Source organism: Pseudomonas sp. GQ91 (assembly GCF_059758795.1).
This window is the reverse complement of the sequence record NZ_JCAXED010000006.1, coordinates 19,751-41,299: the sequence shown is the minus strand read 5'-3', so window position 1 is coordinate 41,299 and position 21,549 is coordinate 19,751. Positions and strand designations below refer to the sequence as shown.

The window sequence follows — 21,549 nt, the reverse complement described above, 5'->3', positions numbered from 1 at the left end:
GTAGTCATGTCATTTGATTGATTAATACAAACTGTTTATTGTCGACTTAAATACACAGGGTATTGTCGCGGCCCATGGATAAATGGATAGCGTTGGTCAAAAGCACCATGAAGGAGCGCAAGGTCACGCAGGACCAGCTCGCCGAACGTCTGGGCATGTCCCAGGGCGGCGTCGGTCACTGGCTGACCAAGCGCCGCGTACCGAGTCTCGCCGACATGAATCGGGTTATTGCGGAGTTGGGATTGGCGCAGCTTGAGGTCGCCTTGGTGATTCGTGAAAAGCCGGAGTCGGCTGACGACGACGCGGCTTCGTACGCCCGCCCCAACCCGTATTTTCGTTACCCGGTGAGCGACTGGAAAGGTGCGTGCGAGGTTCGCGAGGCGCGTCTTGCGTATGGCACGAGGCGTTACGAGTCGACCGACTATCACGCGCGTGGCGAAGCCTTCTGGCTGCAGGTGACGGGCGATGCCATGACCGCTCCCACCGGGCTGAGCATCAGCGAAGGCATGATGATTCTGGTGGATCCGGCCATCGATGCCGAGCCCGGCAACCTGGTGGTCGCCCAGTGGACCAATAGCCCGCAGGCGACGTTTCGCAAGCTGTCGGAGGAGAGCGGCCAGCGTTATCTGGTGCCGCTCAACCCGACTTACCCGAAAGCCCTGTTCAACGATGAGTGTCGGATCATCGGCGTGGTGGTGCAGGCAACGATGAAGTTTTAAACCTGCGTATCCAGCTCCACCAGTGCGCTGCCCTCGCCAACCATTTCACCTTCCTGGCAATACAGCGCCTTGACCACGCCGGCATGGGGCGCGCGGATGCTGTGTTCCATCTTCATGGCTTCGAGCACCACCAGTTGGGCGCCGGCTTCCACAGCCTGCCCGACCTCCACCAGCACGCGCACGATGCTGCCATTCATGGGGGCGATCAGGCCGCCTTGATGGGATTGATCGGCGTCGACCGCCGCAATCGGATCAAACAGCGTTACGCGGTGCAGTTCACCGTCCCAGCGCAGGAAAAGCGCCTGTTCGCTGCGTACCGCCAAGTGCGAACGGCGTACGCCTTGCTCTTCGACCAATAATTGCTCGCCCAACAGGCGTGGGCCATCGAGGGTCTGCAGTGTCACCAGTCGATCCTGGCCATCGCAGCTCAAATGCAGCGAGGTCTCGGCGTCCAGGCCGGCGCGAAAACCCCGCGTTGTGGCCCAGGGTGAACATGGATCATCCGCTCGGACCTTCGCCGCTTGGCTTTGCATGAAAGCGTGGCCCGCGGCCTGCCAGAACGCGTCGCTCAATTCGCCGGCGGCGGGCAGCAATTGTTCCTGATAACGCGGGATAAATCCGGTATCCAGTTCGGCTGCGGCAAACGCCGGATGGCCGATGATGCGGCGTAAAAAGCCCAGGTTGGTCTTCACGCCACCGACGGCAAACTCATCAAGCATGCTCAACAGCCGCAGGCGCGCCTGTTCGCGGTCCTCTCCCCAGGCAATCAGCTTGCCGAGCATCGGGTCATAGAAAGGCGATACGCTGTCGCCCTGTTCGACACCGCTGTCGACCCGCCGGCCCGGGCCTGGGGTGGATTCGCGGTAAAGCGCCAGTTGCCCGGTGGACGGCAGGAAATCATTGGCTGGGTCCTCGGCATACAGGCGTACTTCAATCGCGTGTCCAAGCAGCGGCACTTGCGCCTGGGTCATCGGCAGCGGTTCACCCCGAGCCACGCGAATCTGCCAGGCCACCAGGTCCAGGCCGGTGATGGCTTCGGTTACCGGGTGTTCCACTTGCAGCCGTGTGTTCATTTCCATGAAGAAAAACTCGCCCCGGGCGTCCAACAGGAACTCCACGGTGCCGGCGCCGACATAGCCGATGGCCTGCGCCGCGCGGACCGCCGCTTCCCCCATGGCTTTGCGCAACGCGGGGCTGAGGCCGGGTGCTGGCGCCTCTTCGACGACTTTCTGGTGGCGGCGTTGAATCGAGCAGTCGCGTTCATTGAGGTAGAGGCAATGGCCATGTTGATCGGCAAACACCTGGATTTCGACGTGGCGCGGCTTGATCAGGTATTTCTCCACCAGCATCTGTGCGTTGCCGAACGACGACAGGGCTTCGCGCTGCGCCGAGGCCAGGGCTTCGGCCAGTTGGCTGACATCCTCGACCACTTTCATACCCTTGCCGCCCCCCCCGGCGGTGGCCTTGAGCAGCACCGGATAGCCGATGCGCTCGGCGGCCTGGCGGAAGGTCTGCAGGTCCTGGGCCACGCCGTGATAGCCCGGCACCAGCGGCACGCCGGCGGTTTCCATCAGAGCCTTGGCGGCGGACTTGCTGCCCATGGCATCAATGGCCGAGGCGGGCGGTCCGAGAAAAATCAGTCCGGCGGCTTCAATGGCGCGAGCAAAGCCCGGGTTTTCCGAGAGAAAGCCATACCCTGGATGAATCGCCTGGGCGCCACTGGCCTTGGCGGCGGCGATCAGTTTGTCGATTTGCAGGTAGCTGTCGGCGGCTTTGCTGCCACCCAGGTCGACGCGGATATCCGCCTCGCGGCTGTGGCGAGCATCACGGTCGGTGGCGCTGTGGACCGCCACGGTGGTCAGTCCCAATGCCTTGGCTGTGCGCATGACCCGGCAGGCGATTTCGCCACGGTTGGCCACCAGGACGCAGGTGATAGCAGGAGCACTCATGAACGCGACTCCTGCGATTGCCAGGTCGGCGGACGTTTCTGCAGAAAAGCCCGCAAGCCTTCCTGGCCTTCGGCGCTGACGCGGATGCGCGAGATTGCGTTTTCGCAGTAACGCCGCAGGGCGGGCGTGAGCGCGCCGTTACCGACCTCGCGCAGTAAGTCCTTGCTGGCGCGCATGGCCGCTGGGCTGTTGAGCAGCAGGTTGGCGATCCATTGCTCTACCTGCAGGTCCAGTTCGTCGCGCGGATAACTCTCGGCCAACAGGCCGATCTCCCGCGCCCGCTGGCCGCCGAAGCGGTCTGCCGTCAGGGCGTAGCGGCGTGCCGCCCGTTCGCCAATGGCCTGCACGACAAACGGGCTGATAACCGCTGGCGCGAGGCCGATGCGCACCTCCGACAGGCAGAACTGCGCGTCATCGGCACCAATGGCCATGTCGCAACAACTGATCAAGCCCAGCGCGCCGCCGTAGGCCGCGCCCTGAACCACCGCCAGCGTCGGGATCTTCAGCTTGGCCAGGTTGTACATCAACTCTGCCAGCTCTCGCGCATCGTCCAGGTTGGTGTGGTAGTCCAGCTCGGCCGATTGCTGCATCCAGGCCAGGTCCGCGCCGGCACTGAAGTGTTTGCCGCGTCCCCGCAGCACCAGGAAACGCAGGGACGAATCGCCCTGGACCCGATCCAGGGCGAGGATCAGTTCACGGATCATTTCGGCATTGAAGGCGTTGTTCTTCTCTTCGCGGCTCAGCCAGAGGGTGGCAAAACCACGCGGGTCGGTGACCAGCTCGAGGGTGTTGAAGTCGCTCATGGGATACAGCTCCATTTACATGCGGAACACGCCGAAGCGGCTCGGCTCGATAGGCGCGTTCAGCGACGCGGACAAGGCCAGGGCCAGCACGTCACGGGTTTGCAGCGGGTCGATGACACCGTCATCCCACAGGCGGGCGCTGGAGTAATAAGGGTGGCCCTGGGTTTCGTACTGGTCGAGGATCGGCTGTTTGATGGCCGCCTCTTCCTGAGTGCTGAACGCCTGGCCAGCGCGTTCGGCCTGTTCGCGCTTGACCTGCACCAGCACCCCGGCCGCCTGTTCGGCACCCATCACGCCGATCCGCGCGTTGGGCCACATCCACAGGAAGCGCGGGTCATAGGCGCGACCGCACATTCCATAATTGCCGGCCCCGAAGCTGCCACCGATGATCACGGTGAATTTCGGCACCTTGGCACAGGCCACCGCCGTCACCAGCTTCGCGCCGTGCTTGGCAATGCCGCCTGCCTCGTATTTCTGCCCGACCATAAAGCCGGTGATGTTCTGCAAAAACAGCAGGGGAATCCCCCGCTGGCAGGCCAGTTCGATAAAGTGCGCGCCTTTCTGCGCGGCCTCTGCGAAGAGGATGCCGTTGTTGGCGAGGAGCGCGATCGGGTAGCCGTGCAAGTGGGCGAAACCGCACACCAGGGTGGTACCGAACAGCGCTTTGAATTCATCGAAGACCGAACCGTCCACCAGCCGCGCGATGACTTCGCGCACATCGAATGGTTGCTTGGCATCGGCCGGGATCACACCGTACAGCTCGTCGGCGGCATATAACGGTGCTGCTGGCGTGCGCTGGACCCATTGGCCCTGTTTGCGCCAGTTGAGATTGGCCACGCTGCGCCGGGCCAGGGCCAGGGCATGTTCGTCACTGTCGGCATAGTGGTCGGCCACCCCGGAGATCTTGCAGTGCACGTCGGCGCCGCCCAGGTCTTCGGCGCTGACCACCTCACCGGTCGCGGCTTTTACCAGCGGCGGGCCGGCGAGGAAGATGGTGGCTTGCTGGCGCACCATGATCGCTTCGTCGGCCATCGCCGGTACATAGGCGCCGCCGGCGGTGCAGGACCCCATGACCACGGCGATCTGCGGGATACCCTGGGCGCTCATATTGGCCTGGTTGAAGAAGATCCGCCCGAAATGCTCGCGGTCGGGAAACACTTCATCCTGGCGCGGCAGGTTGGCGCCGCCGGAGTCCACCAGATAGATGCACGGCAGGCGGTTCTGCTCGGCGATGGTTTGCGCGCGCAGGTGTTTTTTAACGGTCAGCGGGTAATAGGAACCGCCTTTCACCGTCGCATCGTTGGCGACGATCATGCATTCGACACCTTCCACTCGCCCGATCCCGGCAATTACGCCCGCAGCGGGAACGTCCTCGCCGTAGACCTGATAGGCCGCCAATTGGCTGAGTTCGAGAAACGCCGAGCCAGGGTCGAGCAAGCGGTTGATGCGTTCGCGAGGCAATAGCTTGCCACGCGAAGTATGTCGTTCCTGGGCTTTGCTGCCGCCGCCTTGTTGGATTTTGGCAAGCAGGGAGTGCAAGGCATCGACCTGTTTGAGCATCGCCGCGCTGTTGGCGGCAAACTCCGCCGAACGTGGGTTGAGCTGGGTGTGCAAAATCATAGGCTACTCCGTAGCAGCTTCAAGTTTCGAGCGGCAAGCTACAAGCCAGGGCGCAGTCTCTTGCCGCTTGTCGCTTGAAGCTGACGAAATTCATTTCGTTTCGTTAAACAATTCGCGACCAATCAACATGCGCCGAATCTCACTGGTGCCCGCACCGATTTCATACAGCTTGGCGTCACGCAGCAGGCGTCCGGCGGGGAATTCGTTGATGTAGCCGTTACCGCCGAGAATCTGGATCGCGTCCAGCGCCATCTGGGTGGCGCGTTCGGCGCTGTAGAGGATCACCCCGGCGGCGTCCTTGCGCGTGGTTTCGCCGCGTTCGCAGGCCTGCGCCACGGCATACAGGTACGCGCGGCTGGCATTGAGTTGGGTGTACATGTCGGCGACTTTGCCCTGGATCAGTTGGAACTCGCCGATGCTCTGGCCGAACTGCTTGCGGTCGTGGATGTAGGGCACGATCAGGTCCATGCAGGCCTGCATGATCCCGGTGGGGCCACCGGACAGCACCACGCGTTCGTAGTCCAGGCCACTCATCAGCACTTTCACACCGCCATTGAGTGCACCGAGGATATTTTCCTCGGGCACTTCAACGTCGTCGAAGAACAGTTCGCAGGTATTGGAGCCCCGCATGCCCAGCTTGTCGAACTTGTTGCTGCGGCTGAAACCTTTCCAGTCACGTTCGACGATAAACGCGGTGATGCCGTGGGCGCCTTTCTCAAGGTCGGTCTTGGCGTAGATTACGTAGGTATTGGCGTCAGGACCGTTGGTAATCCAGGTCTTGCTGCCGTTGAGCACATAGTGCTCGCCGCGCTTGTCGGCGCGCAGTTTCATCGAGACCACGTCGGATCCGGCGTTCGGTTCGCTCATGGCCAGGGCGCCGATGTGTTCGCCGCTGATCAGCTTGGGCAAATACTTGAGTTTCTGTTCGTGGGTGCCGTTGCGGTTGATCTGGTTGACGCAGAGGTTGGAGTGCGCGCCGTAGGACAAGGCAACTGACGCCGAGCCGCGACTGATCTCCTCCATGGCCACCACGTGGGCCAGGTAGCCCAGGCCGGCGCCGCCGTATTCTTCCGGCACAGTGATGCCGAGCAGGCCCATGTCGCCGAACTTGCGCCACATGTCGGCGGGGAACAGATTGTCGATGTCGATCTGCGCGGCGCGCGGCGCCAGCTCCTTGGCCACGAATGACTGCACCTGGTCACGCAGCATGTCGATGGTTTCACCGAGGGCGAAATTCAGGGAGGGGTAACTCATGACAGGCACCTTTTTAAGCGTTGTGGTGGTGGGGTGGAAGCGTGCCCTCGGCGCACTCACCTTTACGTTAACGTAAACTTGCGTTGCAGGGCTGTCAATCGTAGTTTACGTTAACGTCAAGCAAGCCGTCGTCCACCGACAAAAAAGACAATGGGGACCGTTATGGATCAACCGAATCAGAGCTACAGCCGTGGCTCCCAGGACCAGGCCTTGCTGGCCATGACCATTGGCCAGGCGTTCGACCAGACGGTCGCGCGATACGCGGAGGGCGACGCCCTGGTGGTTCGCCACCAGCACCTGCATTACACCTGGCGGCAACTGGGCGAGGCGGTCGACCTGCATGCCCGGGCGTTGCTGGCGTTGGGCTTGCAGGCGGGTGATCGGTTGGGTATCTGGGCCCCGAACTGTGCCGAGTGGTGCATCAGTCAGGTGGCCAGCGCCAAGCTCGGGGTGATTCTGGTCAACATCAATCCGGCCTATCGCAGCAGCGAACTGGAATACGTGCTCAAGCAGTCCGGTTGCCAGTGGCTGATCAGTGCCGGGTCTTTCAAATCCTCGGATTACCACGCCATGCTGCAGGAACTGGTGCCTGAACTGGGTGAGCAACCCATCGGCCAGGTGCAGTGCGAGACACTTCCCGACCTGCGGGGGGTGATCAGTCTTGATCCGCGACCGCCTTCGGGATTCCTGCCCTGGTCGCACCTCTCGACCCTCGGCGCGGACGTCCCGATGACCCAGTTGCATGCCCGTCAGGCCAGCCTGCACTTCGCTCAAGCCGTCAACATCCAGTACACCTCCGGCACCACCGGTTTTCCGAAGGGCGCGACCCTCAGTCATCACAACATTCTGAATAACGGCTACATGGTCGGCGAAAGCCTGGGGCTGACGGCACAAGACCGCCTGGTGATTCCCGTACCGCTTTATCACTGCTTCGGCATGGTGATGGGTAACCTGGGGTGTATCACCCATGGCACCACGATGATTTATCCCAATGACGGGTTCGATCCTTTGTTGACATTGACCACCGTCGCCGAAGAACAGGCCACCGGGCTCTACGGCGTGCCGACGATGTTTATCGCGATGCTCGATCATCCACGCCGCGGCGAGTTCGACGTGTCGAGCCTGCGCACCGGGATCATGGCTGGCGCCACTTGCCCGATCGAGGTGATGCGTCGGGTGATCAGCGAGATGCACATGGGTGAGGTGCAGATTGCCTACGGCATGACCGAAACCAGCCCGGTGTCGCTGCAGACCGGGGCGGATGATGACCTGGAACGTCGTGTCACCACCGTGGGGCGCACCCAGCCGCAACTGGAAAGCAAGATCATCGATGCGGCCGGTAACATTTTGCCTCGTGGTCAAGTCGGTGAGTTGTGCACCCGTGGCTACAGCGTGATGCTCGGTTATTGGAACAACCCCGTCGGCACCCGCGAAGCTATCGACGACGCTGGCTGGATGCACACCGGTGACCTGGCGAGCATGGACGAGCAGGGCTACGTATGCATCGCTGGGCGTAACAAGGACATGATCATCCGGGGCGGCGAGAACGTATATCCGCGAGAACTGGAGGAGTTCTTTTTCACCCATCCGGCAGTCGCGGATGTGCAGATCATCGGCATCCCGGACGCACGTTACGGCGAAGAAATCGTGGCCTGGATCAAGTTCCATGCGGGGCATGTGGCCAGCGAACTGGAATTGCAAACCTGGTGCAAGGGGCGGATCGCGCACTTCAAGACACCCCGGTATTTCAAGTTCGTGGACGAATTTCCGATGACGGTGACGGGCAAGATCCAGAAGTTTCGGATGCGCGAGATCATGATTGACGAGTTGCGTGCAAAGGGTCTGTAAGGTGGTCTATCAGATGTGAGAGCGGGCTCGCGCTCACATGGGGTGTGGTTTGACCCCTCCGGTGCATTCATCCAGACAGCACAAAGGGGACCCGAAGGTCCCCTTTAATTTGTCGTTGCCGTGCTCTTTTTTATTATTGAGGGGCGGTCTGTTGTTGTTTTTGTCAACCGTGGCCCTTACCGCTGTTTTGGCGATCCCCATCCGGGATCAAGAGCAAACGTATTTTTTTGAACGCTGATCTGCTTTTTCGCACGCGATCCAACCAGTGGGTAGCTACCTTGGGGTAGTTTTATTGTTCTCTTCCCGGTTGCGAGTAACGACATCCGCCGTACCCTGAAAAGCCTATCTTCTCCAAAAAAATCTGTTAGCTGCGTCTCTGTCGTGTTGTTTTTGTTATGTCAGAGTCGGTACGTCTTATTTTTATTAGGTTTGGCGCTTTTTATTCTTGTTATGCCAAAGAGATAGCAGAAGCCGTGCCAACTTTTTTAAATCCTTTTAAATCAATGACTTGTTATTTTTGATCGAAATTTATTTCCGTGAATGCGACAAGGTATGTTCCCGCGTTACCCGTTGCGTCTATGCGCGGTAACACATTGTCACATGCAGGTTACTCATCGGGCGGTACGCGCCTTGACCACACGCGAGCCGGTAGGGCGGCCCAATACGCCACTGATCTGTTGGCCAGCCAGGATCAATTGCTCCAGGTCGACCCCGGTGTCGATCCCCAGGCCTTCGAGCAGGTACAGCACGTCTTCGGTGGCGACGTTACCGCTGGCGCCCTTGGCATACGGACAGCCGCCGAGTCCGGCGATGGAACTGTCGAATACCTGGATACCTTCCAGAAGACTGGCGTAGATATTGGCGATGGCCTGACCGTAGGTGTCATGGAAGTGCCCGGCCAGTTTGTCCCGGGGTACGTCTTTACCGACCTCCTCGAACAGGCGCCGGGTCGCGCCCGCCGTGCCGGTGCCGATGGTGTCGCCCAGGGACACTTCATAGCAGCCCATGGCATACAATTCGCGAGCGACGGCGGCGACTTGTTCCGGTGCCACCGTGCCTTCGTACGGGCAGCCCAGTACGCAGGACACATACCCGCGCACGGTCACGCCATGCTGTTTGGCCGCCGCCATGATCGGCGCGAAACGCTCCAGGCTGTCGTTGATGGAGCAGTTGATATTGCGTTGGGAGAAGGCTTCGGACGCGGCCGCAAACACCGCGACTTCCTTGACTCCTGCGACCATTGCGTCCTCGAAGCCCCGCAGGTTCGGCGCCAGTGCACCGTACTTGACCCCGGCCTTGCGTTGAATCCTTGCGAACACCTCGGCGGAGCCGGCCATTTGCGGCACCCACTTGGGCGACACGAAACTGCCCACTTCGATATAGCTCAGGCCAGCGGCGGTCAACGCGTCCACCAGGTTAACCTTGTCCGCGACGCTGATGGGCTGTGCTTCATTTTGCAGGCCGTCGCGAGGACCGACCTCCACCAGCCGCACGTGTGAAGGGAGGGACATGTCAGCTACCTCTTATGAGTGGTCGATCTGGTTTTGCAGAGTTTGTTGCAGCGCCTGGGTGCAACGCTCTTCGGCGGTGTCCAGTTCCAGTTTCATCTGTTCGATGTCCAGCAGTTGTTGCTCCAGTTGCTCGCGACGCTCGGTGATTTTTGCCAGCATGCTGTGCAACTGTTTCTGATTGCCGCTGGAAGGGTCGTAGAGTTCGATCAGCTCGCGGCATTCGGCCAGGGAAAAACCGATGCGCTTGCCGCGCAGGATCAGCTTCAGGCTGACCTTGTCGCGTGGCGAATAAACGCGCTCCTGGCCCCGTCGTTCCGGGGCCAGGAGACCTTGTTCTTCATAGAAGCGAATGGCGCGGGTGGTGATATCGAGCTCGCGGGCGAGGTCGGAAATGCTGTAGGTCGTGCTCATGGGGGCGCTCAAGAAAGTCCTGGCGCTAAGCTAATGGCTGCTTGACGTATACGTCAAGCGCATCACCTGTCTTGAAGCGCGATGGTTTACCTGTGGCAAACCCTAATGCCGTTCAGTTAAGCCAGTGAAGCGCTTGATATCGCTTGTGTGGCGAGGGGGCTTGGCCTTTGGTTTGAGGGCTGCTGCGCAGCCCAACGGGGGACAAGCCCCCTCGCCACAGGACAAGCCTTCTCGCCACAGGACAAGCCCTCTCGCCACAGGACAAGCAACCTCGCTACGGTCGCGTGTCAGCCTGTTGTTTGTCCAGCTTCTTCTCATGGGCGGTGACCTGCTGGCACAACTCAATCATTTGCTCACGCATCCAGCGGTTGGCCGGGTCCTGGTCGGTGCTTTCGTGCCAGTACAAGTGTGTCTCCACCGGCGGAACGTCATTGACCGGCAGGTTGAACGATTGCAGTTCGTTACGTCGGGCAAAACGCTCGGGTACGGTCATCACCATGTCGGTTTGCTGCAACACTTGCGAGGCCATCAAATAATGCTGTGAACGCAGGGCGATCTTGCGCTGAATGCCCATTTTTCCCAGGGCCAGATCGACATGCCCGAGGCCATTGCGGCGGCTGGAGATATGAATGTGGGTCAGGGAGAGGTAATCATCCAGGCTCAGCTTTTCCTTGCTCGCCATGGGATGCCCCTTGCGCATCGCACACACGTAGCGGTCTTCCATCAGCTTGACGTGGCGTACCTGCGGGTCGGTGTTAAGCGGCGCATCCACGGCGAAGTCCAGGCGGCCGGCGGCCAATTCCTTGGTGGTTTCCCGCCGCTTGGACAGGAAACTCTCGATCACCACGGTGGGCGCCAGACGGCGCAGGCGCTGGAACAACGGGGGCAGGATCACCGCCTCGGTGAGGTCGGTCATGCTGATGCGATAGGTCTTGGCCGCCTGCTGCGGGTTGAAAATGCGGCTTTCCTGCACCGATACCCGCAGCAATGACAAGGCATTGCGCACTGGACCGATGATGTTCTGCGCCATCGGCGTAGGCACCATGCCCTGGGCGGTGCGCACGAACAACGGGTCGTTGAACGTCTCGCGCAGGCGTGCCAGAGCGTTCGACACCGCGGGTTGGGTGATCCCGACGATTTGCCCGGCGCGGGTCAGGTTGGCTTCGGTATAGATCGCGTCAAAGACGATGAAGAGGTTGAGGTCGACCTTGCTCAGATTCATTTCACTGCGCTCTTATTGTTGGGTAGCCATAGGCCGATCATATATCGGTGATGAATGTTAATACACGCCGAGAATAGGCTAGGTTAATTTTCGTAGCTGTTCTAGCATCGATTGCATGACCTAAACAACCTGCCAAGAAGGTAGCCGATCATGGATTTCGCTTATTCGCCCAAGGTTCAGGAACTGCGTGAGCGCGTCACCGCATTCATGGATGCTTACGTTTACCCTGCCGAGCCAGTGTTTGAACGCCAGGTCAGCGAAGGCAACCGCTGGCAACCCACTGCCATCATGGAAGAGCTTAAAGCCAAGGCCAAAGCCGAGGGTTTGTGGAACCTGTTCCTGCCGGAATCCGAGTTGGGTGCCGGCCTGACCAACCTCGAATACGCCCCCTTGGCGGAAATCATGGGCCGCTCTTTGTTGGGGCCGGAACCGTTCAACTGTTCGGCGCCCGACACCGGCAATATGGAAGTACTGGTGCGCTACGCCAACGAAGAGCAGAAACAGCGCTGGCTCGAACCTTTGCTGCGCGGCGAGATCCGCTCGGCGTTCGCCATGACCGAGCCGGACGTCGCTTCTTCCGACGCTACCAATATGGCGGCCCGGGCGGAACGCAATGGCGACGAGTGGGTGATCAACGGTAAAAAATGGTGGACCTCCGGTGCCTGTGATCCGCGCTGCAAGATCCTGATCTTCATGGGCTTGAGCAACCCCGACGCGCCGCGCCATCAACAACATTCGATGATCCTGGTGCCAGTGGATACGCCAGGCGTGAAGATCGTGCGTCCGCTGCCGGTCTTCGGTTACGACGATGCTCCCCATGGCCACGCCGAGGTACTGTTCGAGAACGTTCGGGTGCCTTATGAAAACGTGCTGTTAGGCGAGGGCCGTGGTTTCGAAATTGCCCAAGGCCGCCTGGGTCCGGGGCGGATTCACCATTGCATGCGCTCCATCGGGATGGCCGAGCGGGCGCTGGAGTTGATGTGCAAGCGGTCGGTCAGCCGTACGGCGTTCGGCAAGCCATTGGCGCGGCTGGGGGGCAATATCGACAAGATTGCCGATTCACGGATGGAGATCGACATGGCGCGCCTGCTGACGTTGAAAGCGGCGTACATGATGGACACCGTGGGCAACAAAGTGGCGAAAAGCGAAATCGCCCAGATCAAGGTGGTGGCGCCGAACATCGCGTTGAAAGTCATTGATCGGGCCATCCAGATCCATGGCGGTGCCGGAGTTTCCAACGACTTCCCGTTGGCCTACATGTATGCGATGCAGCGTACCCTGCGCCTGGCCGACGGCCCCGACGAAGTACACCGGGCGGCGATCGGCAAATTCGAGATCGGCAAATATGTGCCTCGCGAGATGATGCGTAGCGGGCAGTAGTCTTGAGGTAAAGCGCACCTCGGCCATCCATGGCCGGGGTGCAACAGAGCCGCCTTCTGTAGGAGCGAGCTTGCTCGCGAAAAACCTGAGATCGCCTCGGGGTGCCAGATTTCCCGCGTCATCGTTAACGACCTTCGCGAGCAAGCTTGCTCCTACAGACGGGGTATGGTTACAAAAAATCAGGTCAGGTATCAGGCAGTCGCGACGGGCCCCCTCAATATACCCAAACCTCCACCCGCCGGTTCTTGATCCGGCCGCCATCCGCGGTATTCGCCGCCACCGGCATCTGCGCACCGAATCCGCGTATGTCACGCATCACCACGCCATTTTTCACCAGTTCCCGGCGAACCGCCATCGCGCGCAGCTTCGACAGCAGGGCCGCACGCTCGGAATCACTCTTGGCATCGCCAAAACCCACGAGGGTCACCCGTTTGTCCTGTTTGCCGTGGCGCCTTATATAGGCCACCACTCGCAGCAAGTCCTGGCGCGCCTTGTTGTCCAGGCTCGCGCTGCCTTCCTCGAAACGAAAGTTCACGGTTAGCCGCTGGGCTTCGCGGGCGATCGCCTGGTAGTCATCGGGCATCGGCGCCCGGGGTTCTACCGCAATGGCTTGCACCTGTTGCGCGATAAAGCCGTTGGCGGCGACGATCGCCTGCCCCTTGTCGCTCTGGGCGAAATTCACCAGCGCCTTGGCCCACGGGTTCTCGCCAATGGGCGGCAGGTAGAAAAACAACCGGCGCGATAACGGGTAGTCCTCGGTAGCGATCAGGCTGTTCAAGGGCAACATGGGCTGTGAGTCGCCATCGCTGATCGCCACGGCCTTGGCCTGGCGTACGTAAGGCAAACCGATAAAGCCGATGCCCCGAGGATCGCGGCTGACCGCATCGGATAGTTGTTCGCTGGATTCGAAACGTTGGGCCCCACGCACCAGCACTTTGCCACGCTGGCTGAGTACCAGTTCTTTAAAGGTGTCATAGGTGCCGGACTGATCATCCCTGGCGTACAGATTGATGCGTCCACCCGCACCGCCCAGTTGCTCCCAACTGTCCACCTCACCGCTGAAAATCCGCGCCAACTGCTCGGTGTCCAAGGTGTCCAGCGGGTTGCGCGGATGGACAATGATCGCCAAGCCATCAATCGCGATCACCTGTTCCGCCTCAGGCGCTTTCAGGTCGCCGAGACTTTCCAGTGCTACCAGTTCGCTGTCCTTGATGGGGCGGGACGAGGCGACCAGATCGGTGCTGGCGGTTTCCAGCGCCGCAAAGCCGGTGCTGGAACCGTGGGCGGCGACCTCCACGCTGACCGTTCGGCCTTGGTGGGTCTTGCCGATGATGAGCTGTTCATTGGCATGCTCGGACGCCGCGCTGTGAATCGTCTTCAATCCCTGTTGCTCCATCAGTCCTTTGACGAGCGCCGGGCCCAGCGCCGCGCCAATCGTGTTGGAACCCTGAATACGCAAGGCCGGACCGTGATCGGGCAACGGCAACGGCAGCGGGGTGGCGGAGGCGGTAAAGGGAAGTGTGCCGAGCAGGATCAGCAGGGAGAGAACACGCGGCATCGTGCCGGCACCTTCTTTAGACAAAGGGAGTGCCGGCAGATTAAGTCAGAGGTATTGCACAAATGTGACAGTGGCGGCGTTTCGCCGCCGACGCTCGATCAGCTCAACTCAAGCCAGATCGGCGCATGATCAGAGGGCTTTTCCAGGCCGCGCAGTTCATAGTCCACGCCGGCATCCTTGACCCGCGGCAACAAGCCATTGGACGCCATGATCAAATCAATGCGCAGGCCACGCTTGGGCTCGTCTTCAAAACCCCGGCTGCGGTAGTCGAACCAACTGAAACGGTCTGTCACATCAGGATGCAGATGGCGGAAACTGTCCGTCAGCCCCCAGTTTTTCAGACGCTCCATCCATTCACGCTCTTCCGGCAGGAAGCTGCACTTGCCGGTTTTCAGCCAGCGCTTGGCATTGTCGGCACCGATGCCGATATCGCAATCTTGCGGGGAGATGTTTACGTCACCCATCACCACCACGGCCTGGTCATTGCTGAATCGGGTTTCCAGCAGTTGTTGCAGGTCTTCGTAAAAGCGTTGCTTGGCCGGGAACTTGGTGGGGTGGTCGCGGCTTTCGCCCTGGGGGAAATAGCCATTCATGATGGTGATCGGATTGCCATTCGCATCGGCGAAGGTGCCCCAGATAAAACGCCGCTGGGCGTCTTCGTCGTCCGCGTCAAAGCCTTTGTATACCTCGAGCGGCTCCTGGCGAGAGAGAAGGGCGACACCGTAGTGGCCTTTCTGGCCGTGATAATACACGTGATAACCCAGGGCCTGGACTTCGGCGAGCGGAAACTGGTCGTCGTGAACCTTGGTTTCCTGCAGGCCGATCACGTCCGGCTGATGTTTCTCGATCAGTGCCGCCAGCTGATGAGGGCGCGCGCGTAGCCCGTTGATGTTGAAAGAGACGATTTTCATGGTCGGCAGTCCAGACTTGGCAAAAGGCCGATGCTAGCCGACAAGTCGGGCGGGGGCCAGCGTGGCGGTAAGACAGATGCGCTGCTAATGTCCTTCTGACAGCCAACGGCGGGGAACCCGTCAGCCGCCCCGGGCTCGTACCTATAAGAGCGCAACCTTTTTGAGTCGCGCCCAGGAGATATCACTGATATGCCGGACACCTCGACCGCCATCGCCCAGATTCACCTGCTCGACCGTGGTTATTCCCGCGAAGCCCGCTCCCTGTTGTATCAGGCGTATCGCCATGAACCGACGTTCGCTTACTTGTTCGAGGCGGAACGCGCCGGTTACGAACACAGAGTACGGACGACGGTGCGAGAATTGGTCAAGCAACACTTTTTCCAGGAGTTGCCGGCCATTGGCCTGTTGGTCAACGACCGCTTGATCGGGATCGCCTTGATCGCGCCGCCACAACGGCGCCTGGGGATCACCGAAAGCTGGGCCTGGCAGTTGCGTATGTGGTTGGGCGCTGGGGTCAAGGCGACCCGACGTTATCTGGAATACCAACAGGCGGTGCTGGCGTGCCTGCCGTCCGAATCGGTTCATGTATTGCCGTTGCTGGGGATTCACCCGCAATTCCAGGGCAAGCATTACGGCGAGCAACTGCTTGAGGCCGTGCATAACTGGTGCGCCGAGGATCCCCATTCCCAAGGCGTGGTACTGGACACCGGCAATCCGCTCTACCTGGAGTTCTATAAGCGCCAAGGTTATGAAGAAGTAGGAGAGGTTGCTGTAGGCCCGATCCTTGAACACGTATTTTTTCACCCAAATCCCCAGGCGTTACAAACTGCAACGGCTTAAATAGAATTATTCAGAAAAATCCCGGTTCTAAGATGCTCCTTCGCTCGTGTAGCATCCGCGCCTATGAAGTTTCCAGGAAGATTTACCAGCGGCTTGATTCTGCTGTTCACAAGCTGCGGCGCATTGGCGCAAAGCGAACTGGACGTGCGCATCAAACCTTCAAACGACGCGCTGAAGGCCAACATCGAAGGCTATATCGGCGGGGTTGGCGAGCGTGATGAGGAAGCCTTGTTGCGCTTCAGTCGTGGCGCCGAAGAGCAGGCTCGCAAAGCGGCGCAGGCGTTGGGCTTTTATCAGCCGCGGATCGCCAGTGAGGTGCGAGGCGGCGAGAACCCGCGGCTGATCCTCACTATTGACCCCGGCGAGCCCGTGCATTTGCGTGACGTGACCATTCGCGTCGACGGCCAGGCGGCGCAACTCAAGTCGTTTCGAGTCCCTGACAGCAAGGACCTCAAGCCCGGTGCCGTGCTCAATCATGGTCATTACGAAGACGCCAAGCGCCTGATCCAGAATCAGGCATCGCGCTTCGGCTTTTTCAGTGGCCGCTTCACGCGCCAGACCTTGTCCGTCGACCCCCAGGCGGGCGTGGCTGATATCGATCTGGTCTACGACAGCGGCCCGCGCTACACCCTTGGCCAGGTCAACTTCGCCGGCGACACGCCGTTCGATGCAGAACTGCTGCAACGCATGGTGCCGTTCAAGAGCGGCACCCCTTACGATTCCGAATTAATTGCCGAACTGAACCAGGCCCTGCAAGCCAGCGGCTTTTTCGAGGGCGTGCGGGTGGACGCCGCTCCGGCTGCGGCCACCGGCGATGTGATCCCGGTTGCCGTCCAGCTGGAAACCCGCAAACCGCGCACCATGGGGCTGGGCCTGGGCTACTCGACCGACGTTGGCCCCCGAGGTAAAGCCAACTGGACGCGCCACTGGGTCAATCCCCAGGGGCACAGCTACGGCTGGGAAGCCGAGTTGTCTGCGCCCCGGCAGAACGTCGGCCTGTGGTATGACATTCCCCTGGATCCGCCGCTCACCGACAAGCTGCGTTTTGCCGGCGGTTACCAGAACGAAGAGCTGGCCAACACCGACACCTTGAGTAAATTGCTCACCCTCGGCCCTGAATGGCACAGCAAATTGCCCAGCGGCTGGACGCGAGTGATTTCCCTCAAGTGGCAACGCGAAGAATATCGCTTGGGCGACGATTCAGGCTTGAGCAATCTGCTGATGCCCGGCGTCAGCTATTCGTACCTGCGCAGCGATAACCGCATCGATCCGAAAAACGGCTATCGACTGCAATTTGATGCCAAGGTCGCCAAGGAAGGATTGGGTTCGGACACTAATCTGCTGTATGGCACGGCAATGATCAAGGGCTTGACCACCGTGTGGGACAAGCACCGCTTCCTCGGTCGTGCGCAGTTCGGCGGCAGCGCCACCAACGGCTACAAGTCGGTGCCGCCGTCCCTGCGCTTTTTCGCTGGCGGCGATCAGAGCGTGCGCGGCTACGAGTACCAGACCTTGTCCCCGGAAAACTCCCAGGGTGACCGCATTGGCGGGCGCTACATGGTGGCCTTGAGCGCCGAGTATCAATATTCCATCGCCGAAAAATGGCGCATCGCGACCTTTATCGATCAGGGTAACTCCTTTAACGACCTGGAATTTCCGAGCTTGAAAAGCGGCGTCGGGGTGGGCGTGCGCTGGGTGTCGCCCGTCGGCCCCATTCGTCTCGACCTGGCCCATGCCCTCGACGATCCGGGTGGTATCCGTTTGCACTTTTCCATGGGGCCAGAGCTGTGAGACGTGGTTTGAAAATAGCCGGCCTGACGTTGGTGGCGGTGCTGGCGCTGGTAGTGTTGGCGCTGTGGACTGTGCTGGGCACGCAGGCCGGCAGCCGATGGGCGCTGGGCCAGGTGCCGGGTCTGACGGTGGAGAATTTCCAGGGGCGGCTCGGCGGGCGCTGGAGCGCCGGGCATCTGCTTTGGCAGCAGGACAACAGCCGCGTCGAGCTGAATGCGCCGACGTTCGAGTGGTCGCCCGGGTGCCTGCTGCGCATGACCTTGTGCATCAATCAACTGGATGTGGACCAGGTCAGCCTGCAATTTGCGCCGAGCACCGAGGACAGCAGCGGCCCCATTACCTTGCCGGACTTGCAGTTGCCGGTGGCGATTGAACTGGGTGATGTTCGCGTCGGCAGTTTGCTGTTCAACGGCAGCGAAGAACTCAAGGGCTTGCAACTGGCGGCGCGCTGGACGGCTGAGGGGATGAAGATCGATGCGGTGCATCTGCAGCGGGAGGGTCTGGTCCTGGACCTGGCCGGCGTGCTGCAACCTGGCGGTGACTGGCCGTTGAGCGTGTCGGGCAATCTCAGTTTGCCGTATGCGCCCGGTGGCACGCCCTGGAATGTAGCCCTCAAGATCGACGGCGACTTGCTCAAGACCCTCAACCTTGAGGCGGACAGCAGCGGCTATCTACCGGCCAAACTGCGCGGCGAACTGCAACCGCTGATGGAAAACCTGCCCGCGCAATTGCACCTTACCGCCGATGGCTTCAAGGCCAGCGCCGATCTGCCCGACACGTTGCAACTCAATCAACTGGACCTCACCGCCAGCGGTGACCTGCACAACGGTTATCAGCTGTTGGGCAAGGCGCAATTGCCGGCGGAAAAAGGCCCGGTGGACTTGCTGCTCAAAGGCAAGGTCGACGCCAAGGGCGCACAGATTGCCGGCCTGGACTTGAATGCCGGGGACCAGCAAAGCCTCAGACTCAGTGCTGGACTGGATTGGCAGCAAGGGTTCAGTGCCGAGGCGAAGATCGATTGGCTGGACTTTCCCTGGCATCGTCTCTACCCGTTGATCGACGATCCCCAAGTGGTGATGCACCGCTTCAAGGGTGAAATTTCCTATAAGGACGGCAACTACCTGGGCAATCTCAAGGCCGAGCTTGATGGCCCCGCCGGCACGTTCAGCCTGGTGACGCCGTTCAGTGGCGACCTCACTCAAGTCTTCCTGCCGGAACTGCAACTGGTCGCCGGCCAGGGCAAGGCCGAAGGCCACTTGAACCTGCAGTTTGCCGATGGCATCGCCTGGGACACCGCGCTGGATCTTTCAGCGATCAACCCGGCGTATTGGGTTGCAGAGTTGCCGGGCACGCTCGCGGGACCGTTGCGCAGCAAGGGCCAGATGAAAAACCAACAGCTGGAGTTGAACGCCGACCTTGACCTCAAGGGACGCTTGCGCGGCCAGCCCGCGGCATTCGTCGCGAAAGCCGAAGGCGGCGGCGAGCAATGGACCCTGGGCACTCTGGATATCCGCCTGGGCGACAACCGCATCAGCGGCAGTGGCAGCTTGCAGCAGCGTTTGGCCGGGCAGATCGACATCAAGCTGGCGCGCCTGGCACAGCTGTGGCCGCAGTTGCGTGGGCAGGTCAACGGTCGCCTGGACGTCGCCGGTTCGTTGCAGGCGCCCCAGGGCAAGCTCAACCTGCTGGGCCAGCAGTTGGTGTTTGAAGACAAGCGCCTGCACAGGCTGACGCTGGACGCCAACCTCGACGCTGATCAACGGGCGAAAATCGATCTGAAGGGCAGCGGCATCCAGGCTGGCGACACTCAGGTCGGCACGCTCACCGCCAGCGCCCAGGGCGATATCAAAAAACAGAAGGTCCAGGTGGACCTGACGGGGCCTTTGGTCAAACTGGCCCTGGCCCTGGATGGCCAACTCGACCAGGGCAACTGGCGCGGACGCCTGGCCAGCGGTGATGTACACGCCGGGGGCCAGGACTGGAAACTGCAAGCCCCGGCGAAAATCGAGCGCTTGGCCGATGGCAAGCTGACCTTTGCCGCCCATTGCTGGGTGTCCGGTGCCGCCAGCCTGTGCGGTGAAGATCAGCGCCTGATGCCCGAACCGAAGTTGCGTTACCACCTCAAACAATTCCCCATCGACAGCCTGGCGCAATGGCTGCCGAAGGACTTTGCCTGGCAGGGCAAGCTCAACGCCGACGTGCAACTCGACCTGCCGGCCAGCGGTCCGAAGGGGTTGGTGTCGGTGGATGCGAGTCGCGGTACGCTGCGGGTCAAGGACAAGGATCAGTGGCTGGATTTTCCCTACGACACATTGAAACTGGAGACCACGCTGAACCCGAAGCGCATCGATACCCAACTGAATTTCCGCGGTGGCAAGCTCGGTGAGCTGTTGTTGCAGGCACAGATCGATCCACTGGCGAAGAACAAGCCGTTGTCCGGTAATTTCAGCCTGACCGGGCTTGATCTGGCCGTGGCGCGACCGTTTGTGCCGATGGTCGAAAAACTCACCGGCAAGCTCAACGGCAGCGGTCGTTTGTCCGGCAGCCTGTTGGTGCCGCAGATCAACGGCAGCGTGAATCTGGTGGGCGGCGAGATTTCCGGGCCGGAACTGCCCGTCAGCTTCGAAGGCCTGAACGTCCAGGCGCTGATCGCCGGCGAAAGCGTACGGCTCAACGGTGGCTGGCGTAGCGGCAAGGCCGGGCAGGGCAGTGTAAAAGGACTGATCGAGTGGGGGCCGGCGCTGGCGGTGGATATCAGCCTGCAAGGCACGCAACTGCCGGTTACGGTGGAGCCCTACGCGGTGCTGGAAGTGGCGCCGGAACTGAAGATCACGCTCAAAAACGACAAGCTGGCGATTGCCGGCGACGTGCATATTCCTCGTGGTGAAATCACCGTGCGTGAGCTGCCGCCATCGACGGTCAAGGTCTCCGATGACACGGTGATCGTCGGCAGCCAGACCGAGGAAGGCCAGCCGCCAATGGCGATGGCCATGGATATCAACGTGGTGGTGGGTGAAGACAAACTGAGCTTTGCCGGTTTTGGCCTGACCGCCAAGGTCCAGGGCCGTGTGCATATTGGCGACAATATGGACACGCGTGGCGAACTGTGGCTCAACGATGGACGCTATCGCGCCTACGGCCAGCGTCTCAACGTACGCCGCGCACGGTTACTGTTCGCCGGGCCCCTCGATCAGCCGTACCTGGACATCGAGGCCATTCGCCAGACCGACGACGTGATCGCCGGCATTCGCTTGAGCGGGAGTGCCGAGCAGCCCACCACGCAAATCTTCTCGGAACCGGCGATGAGCCAGGAACAGGCGCTGTCCTATCTGGTGCTGGGCCGTCCGTTGAGTACCACCGGCGAGGACAACAACATGCTCGCGCAAGCGGCGCTTGGCCTGGGGTTGATGGGCAGCGCCGGCGTCACCTCGGACATCGCCAGGAACCTGGGGATCCAGGACTTCGAGCTCGACACCCAGGGCAGCGGCAATGCAACCGCGGTGGTGGCCAGTGGCAAAATCACTGAAAAACTCAGCCTGCGTTACGGCGTTGGCGTGTTTGAGCCGGCCAACACCATCGCCTTGCGTTACCTGTTGAGCAAGCGGGTGTACCTGGAGGTGGCCAGCGGCGTCGCCAGTTCGCTGGATATTTTCTACAAACGGGATTTCTGACCGTCCGACCTTTTGCAGGAGCGAGCCAGCTCGCTCCTGTATTACCGAGTCACCTAACGAT

The 21,549-nt window shown here is 60.7% G+C and carries 15 protein-coding genes and 1 pseudogene; 6 read left to right on the top strand and 10 right to left on the bottom strand.

Annotation, left to right across the window (positions count from 1 at the left end; genetic code table 11):
• Window positions 1-74 precede the first annotated feature (74 nt).
• The gene (locus tag AC6CIA_RS10540) at window positions 75-719 is read left to right on the top strand and encodes a LexA family protein (protein ID WP_498311807.1); all 645 of its coding nucleotides are present in this window, start codon (window positions 75-77) and stop codon (window positions 717-719) included.
• On the opposite strand, the gene AC6CIA_RS10535 is transcribed toward AC6CIA_RS10540, so the two are convergent.
• The 4 genes from AC6CIA_RS10535 to AC6CIA_RS10520 all read right to left on the bottom strand — a co-directional run bounded on the left by AC6CIA_RS10535 (window position 716) and on the right by AC6CIA_RS10520 (window position 6,345).
• Entirely contained in the window at window positions 716-2,668 is a 1,953-nt protein-coding gene (locus AC6CIA_RS10535; RefSeq protein ID WP_498311806.1) for an acetyl/propionyl/methylcrotonyl-CoA carboxylase subunit alpha, read from the bottom strand. The two genes, AC6CIA_RS10540 and AC6CIA_RS10535, sit on opposite strands and share 4 nt — an antisense overlap.
• Window positions 2,665-3,471, bottom strand: coding sequence for a gamma-carboxygeranoyl-CoA hydratase (locus AC6CIA_RS10530; RefSeq protein WP_498311805.1), 807 nt, complete (start codon window positions 3,469-3,471; stop codon window positions 2,665-2,667). Before AC6CIA_RS10530 ends, AC6CIA_RS10535 begins: the two co-directional genes overlap by 4 nt.
• A 15-nt stretch (window positions 3,472-3,486) precedes the next feature.
• Window positions 3,487-5,091 carry a carboxyl transferase domain-containing protein gene (locus AC6CIA_RS10525; protein ID WP_498311804.1) on the bottom strand — a complete coding sequence of 535 codons (1,605 nt, stop codon included), beginning with the start codon at window positions 5,089-5,091 and terminating at the stop codon, window positions 3,487-3,489.
• Between the two features lie 90 nt (window positions 5,092-5,181).
• Entirely contained in the window at window positions 5,182-6,345 is a 1,164-nt protein-coding gene (locus tag AC6CIA_RS10520) for an isovaleryl-CoA dehydrogenase (protein WP_339528419.1), read from the bottom strand.
• 162 nt (window positions 6,346-6,507) lie between these two features.
• Here AC6CIA_RS10520 and AC6CIA_RS10515 point away from each other — a divergent pair, with 162 nt between their 5' ends.
• Window positions 6,508-8,193, top strand: a complete 1,686-nt coding sequence (locus AC6CIA_RS10515; RefSeq protein ID WP_498311803.1) for an AMP-binding protein — start codon at window positions 6,508-6,510, stop codon at window positions 8,191-8,193.
• A 611-nt stretch (window positions 8,194-8,804) separates the two neighbouring features.
• Here AC6CIA_RS10515 and AC6CIA_RS10510 read toward each other — a convergent pair.
• The 3 genes from AC6CIA_RS10510 to AC6CIA_RS10500 all read right to left on the bottom strand — a co-directional run bounded on the left by AC6CIA_RS10510 (window position 8,805) and on the right by AC6CIA_RS10500 (window position 11,337).
• Window positions 8,805-9,704: a hydroxymethylglutaryl-CoA lyase gene (locus tag AC6CIA_RS10510; RefSeq protein ID WP_498311802.1), complete on the bottom strand. Its 900-nt coding sequence runs from the start codon at window positions 9,702-9,704 to the stop codon at window positions 8,805-8,807.
• A 12-nt stretch (window positions 9,705-9,716) separates the two neighbouring features.
• Window positions 9,717-10,115, bottom strand: a complete 399-nt coding sequence (locus AC6CIA_RS10505) for a MerR family transcriptional regulator (RefSeq protein ID WP_498311801.1) — start codon at window positions 10,113-10,115, stop codon at window positions 9,717-9,719.
• 274 nt (window positions 10,116-10,389) lie between these two features.
• A complete protein-coding gene (locus AC6CIA_RS10500; protein ID WP_339528423.1) occupies window positions 10,390-11,337 on the bottom strand; it encodes a LysR family transcriptional regulator in 948 nt (315 codons plus the stop codon).
• Between the two features lie 150 nt (window positions 11,338-11,487).
• Here AC6CIA_RS10500 and AC6CIA_RS10495 point away from each other — a divergent pair, with 150 nt between their 5' ends.
• The gene (locus AC6CIA_RS10495; RefSeq protein ID WP_498311800.1) at window positions 11,488-12,717 is read left to right on the top strand and encodes an acyl-CoA dehydrogenase; all 1,230 of its coding nucleotides are present in this window, start codon (window positions 11,488-11,490) and stop codon (window positions 12,715-12,717) included.
• Between the two features lie 57 nt (window positions 12,718-12,774).
• On the opposite strand, the pseudogene AC6CIA_RS10490 reads toward AC6CIA_RS10495, so the two are convergent.
• From AC6CIA_RS10490 to xthA, 3 genes and pseudogenes are all read right to left on the bottom strand, one after another.
• Window positions 12,775-12,900 (bottom strand): annotated as a pseudogene (locus AC6CIA_RS10490) (outer membrane lipoprotein carrier protein LolA); the annotation flags it as partial.
• Between the two features lie 31 nt (window positions 12,901-12,931).
• Window positions 12,932-14,275 carry a substrate-binding domain-containing protein gene (locus tag AC6CIA_RS10485; RefSeq protein WP_498311799.1) on the bottom strand — a complete coding sequence of 448 codons (1,344 nt, stop codon included), beginning with the start codon at window positions 14,273-14,275 and terminating at the stop codon, window positions 12,932-12,934.
• Window positions 14,276-14,373: 98 nt separating this feature from the next.
• Window positions 14,374-15,186, bottom strand: a complete 813-nt coding sequence (gene xthA, locus AC6CIA_RS10480; RefSeq protein ID WP_498311798.1) for an exodeoxyribonuclease III — start codon at window positions 15,184-15,186, stop codon at window positions 14,374-14,376.
• A gap of 189 nt (window positions 15,187-15,375) precedes the next feature.
• Between xthA and AC6CIA_RS10475 the strand changes: the two genes are divergently transcribed.
• The 3 genes from AC6CIA_RS10475 to AC6CIA_RS10465 all read left to right on the top strand — a co-directional run bounded on the left by AC6CIA_RS10475 (window position 15,376) and on the right by AC6CIA_RS10465 (window position 21,488).
• Window positions 15,376-16,026 carry a GNAT family N-acetyltransferase gene (locus AC6CIA_RS10475; protein ID WP_084379141.1) on the top strand — a complete coding sequence of 217 codons (651 nt, stop codon included), beginning with the start codon at window positions 15,376-15,378 and terminating at the stop codon, window positions 16,024-16,026.
• A gap of 63 nt (window positions 16,027-16,089) precedes the next feature.
• Window positions 16,090-17,817 carry an autotransporter assembly complex protein TamA gene (locus AC6CIA_RS10470; protein ID WP_498311797.1) on the top strand — a complete coding sequence of 576 codons (1,728 nt, stop codon included), beginning with the start codon at window positions 16,090-16,092 and terminating at the stop codon, window positions 17,815-17,817.
• On the top strand, window positions 17,814-21,488 hold the full coding sequence (locus tag AC6CIA_RS10465) for a translocation/assembly module TamB domain-containing protein (RefSeq protein ID WP_498311796.1): 3,675 nt from the start codon (window positions 17,814-17,816) through the stop codon (window positions 21,486-21,488). The genes AC6CIA_RS10470 and AC6CIA_RS10465 overlap by 4 nt, the downstream gene beginning before the upstream one ends.
• Window positions 21,489-21,549 lie beyond the last annotated feature (61 nt).